The 4,673-nt window shown below is 71.7% G+C and carries 4 protein-coding genes; 2 read left to right on the top strand and 2 right to left on the bottom strand.

The window, feature by feature from the left end:
* The first annotated feature begins 225 nt into the window (after positions 1 to 225).
* Both INE98_RS06180 and INE98_RS06175 read left to right on the top strand, forming a co-directional pair.
* Positions 226 to 1,629, top strand: coding sequence for a short-chain fatty acyl-CoA regulator family protein (locus INE98_RS06180; protein ID WP_293537432.1), 1,404 nt, complete (start codon positions 226 to 228; stop codon positions 1,627 to 1,629).
* Positions 1,630 to 1,746: 117 nt separating this feature from the next.
* On the top strand, positions 1,747 to 3,891 hold the full coding sequence (locus INE98_RS06175) for a malate synthase G (protein WP_293537430.1): 2,145 nt from the start codon (positions 1,747 to 1,749) through the stop codon (positions 3,889 to 3,891).
* A 13-nt stretch (positions 3,892 to 3,904) separates the two neighbouring features.
* Here the strand turns inward: INE98_RS06175 and INE98_RS06170 are convergent, their stop codons facing one another.
* Both INE98_RS06170 and INE98_RS06165 read right to left on the bottom strand, forming a co-directional pair.
* Positions 3,905 to 4,276, bottom strand: a complete 372-nt coding sequence (locus INE98_RS06170; protein WP_293537428.1) for a limonene-1,2-epoxide hydrolase family protein — start codon at positions 4,274 to 4,276, stop codon at positions 3,905 to 3,907.
* A gap of 21 nt (positions 4,277 to 4,297) precedes the next feature.
* Positions 4,298 to 4,673, bottom strand: a 376-nt coding sequence (locus tag INE98_RS06165; RefSeq protein WP_293537426.1) for a hypothetical protein, incomplete at its 5' end; no start/stop codon positions are given.

Here is a 4,673-nt window from a genome sequence, read left to right as displayed (position 1 = left end):
CCCGTTCTTGCTGCGGATGAGCTTTTCGACCTGCTGGATATCGTCCTGGTAAGACATGGCCTTGAAATCCCTTGCTGGCCGGGCGCCCGCCAGACGGGGCCTTCGGCGGCCTGCCGTGTGACGCAGGCGTGACAGGCTGGCGAGTCCCCCTGAAGTCGATCTGTCAGACTTTACAGATCAGACTTGTAATGTTGTAAGGGTCCGACTCTCCAGGGAGGCCCGGCCATGCCCAGCGAACGCCGCCTCTATGTCGGCCCCAGCCTCCGGCGCCTGCGGCGCGACCTGGGCCTGACCCAGTCCGACATGGCCCAGGACCTGGAGGTTTCCGCCTCCTACCTCGCCCTCCTGGAGCGCAACCACAGGCCCCTCAGCGCCGAGATGCTGGTGCGGCTGGCCCAGACCTACAGGCTGGACGTGGCCGCCCTGGCGGCGGAGAGCGGCGACGACTCCGCCCGGCTGCAGTCGGCCCTGCGCGACCCGATGTTCGGCGGCATCGAGCTGAAAGCCCTGGAGGTCGCCGATGCGGCGGCCAACTTCCCGGGGGTGTCCGAGGCCTTCCTGCGCCTCTACACCGCCTACCGCGAGGAGCAGCTGGCCCTGGCCGACCGCACGGTCGAGGGACGCGAGGGCGAGGAGGCGGCCGATCCAGTGGCCGAGTCCCGGCGATTCTTGGCGGCCCGGCGCAACAGCTTCCCCCTGCTCGACGACGCCGCCGAGCGCCTCGCCCAGGCCGTCGCCGCCAACGAGGGCCTGGCCGGCCACCTCAAGGCCCGGCATGGCCTGAGGGTGCGCCGCCTGCCCCCGGACGTCATGACCGGCGCCACCCGCCGCCTGGACCGGCACCGGCGGGAGGTGCTGCTGGATGACACCCTCGACGGCGCCAGCCAGGCCTTCCAGCTGGCCCTGCAGACCGCCTACCTGGAGCTGGAGGCCGAGATCGGCGAGGTCCTGGCCGAGGGGATCTTCGAGACCGAGGGGGGCCAGCGCCTGACCCGCCGGGCCCTGGCCAGCTACGCGGCCGCCGCCCTCTTGATGCCCTACACCGCCTTCGCCCGGGCGGCGGAGGCGCGGCGCTACGACGTCGAGGCCCTCGGCCGCCAGTTCGGGGCCAGCTTCGAGCAGACCGCCCACCGGCTGACCACCCTGCAGAAGCCCGGGCAGGAGCGTGTGCCCTTCTTCTTCATCCGGGTCGACGAGGCGGGGAACGTTTCCAAGCGGCTGGACGGGGCGGGCTTTCCCTTCGCCCGGCACGGGGGCGGCTGCCCCCTGTGGAGCCTCCACCAGGCCTTCCGGACCCCCCGGCAGATCGTCACCCAGTGGCTGGAACTGCCCGACGGCCAGAAGTTCTTCTCCATCGCCCGGACGGTGACCGCCGGCGGTGGCGGCTTCGGGGCGCCGCGGATCGAGCGGGCCATCGCCCTGGGCTGCGCCGAGGAGCACGCCCAGCGGTTGGTCTATGCGGCGGACCACCGGGGCGGCGGGCCGGACCAGGCCACGCCCATCGGCATCACCTGCCGGCTCTGCCACCGGGCGGAATGCGCCGCCCGGTCGGCCCCGCCCATCGGCCGCCAGATCCTGCCCGACGACTTCCGGCGCACCCTGGCCCCCTTCGGCTTCTCGGACGCCTAAGGCCGCCCGTCCCCATTGAAGCGCCGCCCCGCGCGGAGTATGGCAGCGCCGCTGCGGCAGGCTTTGCAGCCGCGCCCGGGCGCCTGTCGGCGACCGGTTTTGAAAGGTCGGTACGTCATGCAGGTCAGCCCCTCCCTCGCCGTCGCGGACCTCCTCCACGCCTTCGTGGAAACGGAACTCCTGCCCGGGACGGGCGTAGAGCCGGCCCGCTTCTGGACCGCCCTCGAGGCCCTCCTGAAGGACTTCCAGCCGCGCAACCGCGCCCTGCTCGAGCGGCGGGACGCCCTGCAGCTGGAGATCGACGCCTGGTGGACGGCGCGCAAGGGCCAGCCCTTCGACCTCGCCGCCCAGACCGACTTCCTGACCCGGATCGGCTATCTCCTGCCCGAGCCTAGCCCCTTCACCCTCGGCACCGCGAATGTCGACCCCGAGATCGCCAGCATCGCCGGGCCTCAGCTCGTGGTGCCCGTTTCGAACGGCCGGTACGCCCTGAACGCCGCCAACGCCCGGTGGGGCAGCCTGTATGACGCCCTCTACGGCACCGACGCCCTGGAGCCGCCGACGGGGGGCAAGGGCTATGATCCGGCCCGGGGCGCCAAGGTGATCGCCTACGCCCGGGGCGTGCTGGACCGCGCCGCACCCCTGGACGGCGCCTCCCACGCCGAGGCGGCCGGCTACGCCATTGCGGGCGACGCCCTGTCGGTGACCCTGACCTCAGGGGCCAAGGTCGGGCTGGCGGACCCCACCCAGCTGGCGGGCTGGCGGGGCGACGCCGCTGCGCCCACGGCGGTGCTGCTGCGCCACAACGGCCTGCACCTGGAGATCCAGGTCGACCGGACCCACAATGTCGGCAAGGACGATGCGGCGGGGGTGGCGGATGTCCTGATGGAGTCCGCCCTGACCGCCATCCAGGATTGCGAGGATTCCGTCGCCGCCGTGGACGCCGAGGACAAGACCGGCGTCTATCGCAACTGGCTGGGCCTGATGCGCGGCGACCTGACGGCCTCCTTCGAGAAGGGCGGTCGGACCGAGACCCGCCGGCTGGACGAGGACCGGCGTTATTCCGCCCCCGGCGGCGGCGAGGCCGTGCTGCGCGGCCGGTCCCTGCTGCTGGTGCGCAATGTCGGCCACCACATGCTGACGGACATGGTCACCCTGGACGGGGACCCGGTCTATGAGTCCGCCGTCGACGCCCTGATCACGGTGACCGCCGCCCTCCACGACCTGCAGGGCGCGCGCCGCAACAGCCCGGCGGGCTCGGTCTATGTCGTGAAGCCCAAGATGCACGGGCCGGATGAAGTCGCCCTGGCGGTGAGCCTGTTCGACCAGGTGGAGGAGGCCCTGGGCCTGGCCCGCAACACGGTGAAGATGGGCATCATGGACGAGGAGCGCCGCACCAGCGCCAACCTCGCCGCCTGTATCGCCGCGGCGAAGGACCGGATCGTCTTCATCAACACCGGCTTCCTCGACCGGACGGGGGACGAGATCCACACGGCCATGCAGGCCGGGCCCATGGTCCGCAAGGACGCCATGAAGGCCGAGGGGTGGCTGGCCGCCTACGAGAAGCGGAATGTCGAGATCGGCCTCGCCGCCGGCTTCCCCGGCCGCGCGCAGATCGGCAAGGGCATGTGGGCCGCCCCGGACATGATGAAGGACATGCTGGCCGCCAAGGTCGGGCATCCGAAGGCCGGCGCCAACACCGCCTGGGTCCCCTCCCCCACCGCCGCCACCCTGCACGCCCTGCACTATCACGAGGTGGATGTCCCGGCCCTCCAGGCCAGCCTGGCCGGCGGCCCGCGCACGGGCCTGGACGCCCTCCTGACGCCGCCCCTGGCCCGCTCGAACTGGAGCCCGGAGGAGGTTCAGCAGGAACTGGACAACAACGCCCAGGGCATCCTCGGCTACGTGGTCAGATGGATCGACCAGGGCGTCGGTTGCTCCAAGGTGCCGGACATCCACGACGTGGGCCTGATGGAGGACCGCGCCACCCTGCGGATCTCCAGCCAGCACATCGCCAACTGGCTGCACCACGGGGTCTGCACCGAGGCCCAGGTCCGCGAGACCTTCGCCCGCATGGCGGCGGTGGTGGACGGCCAGAACGCCGGCGATGCGGCCTATTCGCCCATGGCCGGCCATCCGGACAGCGTGGCCTTCCAGGCGGCGCTCGAGCTCGTCTTCGAGGGCCGCGCCCAGCCCAACGGCTACACCGAGCACGTTCTGACCCGCCGCCGCCGCGACCGGAAGGCCCAGCTGGCGGGGTAGGATTCCGGGCGACCTACCCCGCCAGGGTCCGGGTGTAGGTGGGCAGGTCGAAATAGTCCTTCCAGAGGGCGATCCTGCCATCCCTGAGGTGGAAGACGCCGCAGCAGGGCAGCTCGATCCATTTCTCGCCGACGCGGATGCGATCGATGCGCTCGGCGATCACGGTGTCGCCCTCGGCGACGAGGGAGACGACCTCCCAGCGGGTCTCGGCCCAGGGGCGGATGAAGCCGGCGATGAAGCCGCGGATCGTCTCCCGGCCCTGGACCGGGCCGGAGGGCATGTTGTGATAGACCCCATCCTCGGTGAACCAGCCGGCCAGCTCATCCGGATCCAGGCGGGGCCAGGCGTCAATGAAGTCGCGGACGGCTTGGGCGGCGGCGGACATGTGAACTCCCGGGCTTGCGGATCAGGCGGGGGGCGGGGTGGGCAGGGCCTTGCAGTTGCCCGCCACCGGCTTGCCGGCGAAGACCGCCTCCACGAAGGCGGAGGACTCCCGGGTCGAACCATTCACGGCCCCGGAGTGATCAAGCCCCGGATAGACGTGGGACTGGATCACCGTCCCGGCCTTGCAGGCGTCGGCGGCGAGGCTGAGCTGCATGCCCGGAGGCACGTCGCGGTCGGAGCCCCCCGTGCCCATGAAGACGGGCGTGGGGACCTTCAGGGTCGGGTAGCCCATCAGGGCGTAGGCGGGGAGCATCCGGTCGGCCGGGTCGGCCTTGTAGGCGCGGTTGAAGGTCCAGCCGCCGCGCACCACCGCGCCGGCCAGTTCGCCGAAGCAGGTG

The sequence above is a fragment of the Phenylobacterium sp. genome, assembly GCF_020253645.1.
In the GTDB taxonomy this organism is placed as follows: Bacteria; Pseudomonadota; Alphaproteobacteria; order Caulobacterales; family Caulobacteraceae; genus Phenylobacterium.
This window is presented reverse-complemented; position numbering and strand designations above follow the sequence as displayed.

What these genes read in the sequence shown, in the direction of transcription:
- INE98_RS06170 (WP_293537428.1), bottom strand. Translation starts at nt 4,276, where the DNA reads ATGTCCGCCGCCGCCCAAGCCGTCCGCGACTTCATTGACGCCTGGCCC.
- INE98_RS06180 (WP_293537432.1), top strand. Translation starts at nt 226, where the DNA reads ATGCCCAGCGAACGCCGCCTCTATGTCGGCCCCAGCCTCCGGCGCCTG.
- INE98_RS06175 (WP_293537430.1), top strand. Translation starts at nt 1,747, where the DNA reads ATGCAGGTCAGCCCCTCCCTCGCCGTCGCGGACCTCCTCCACGCCTTC.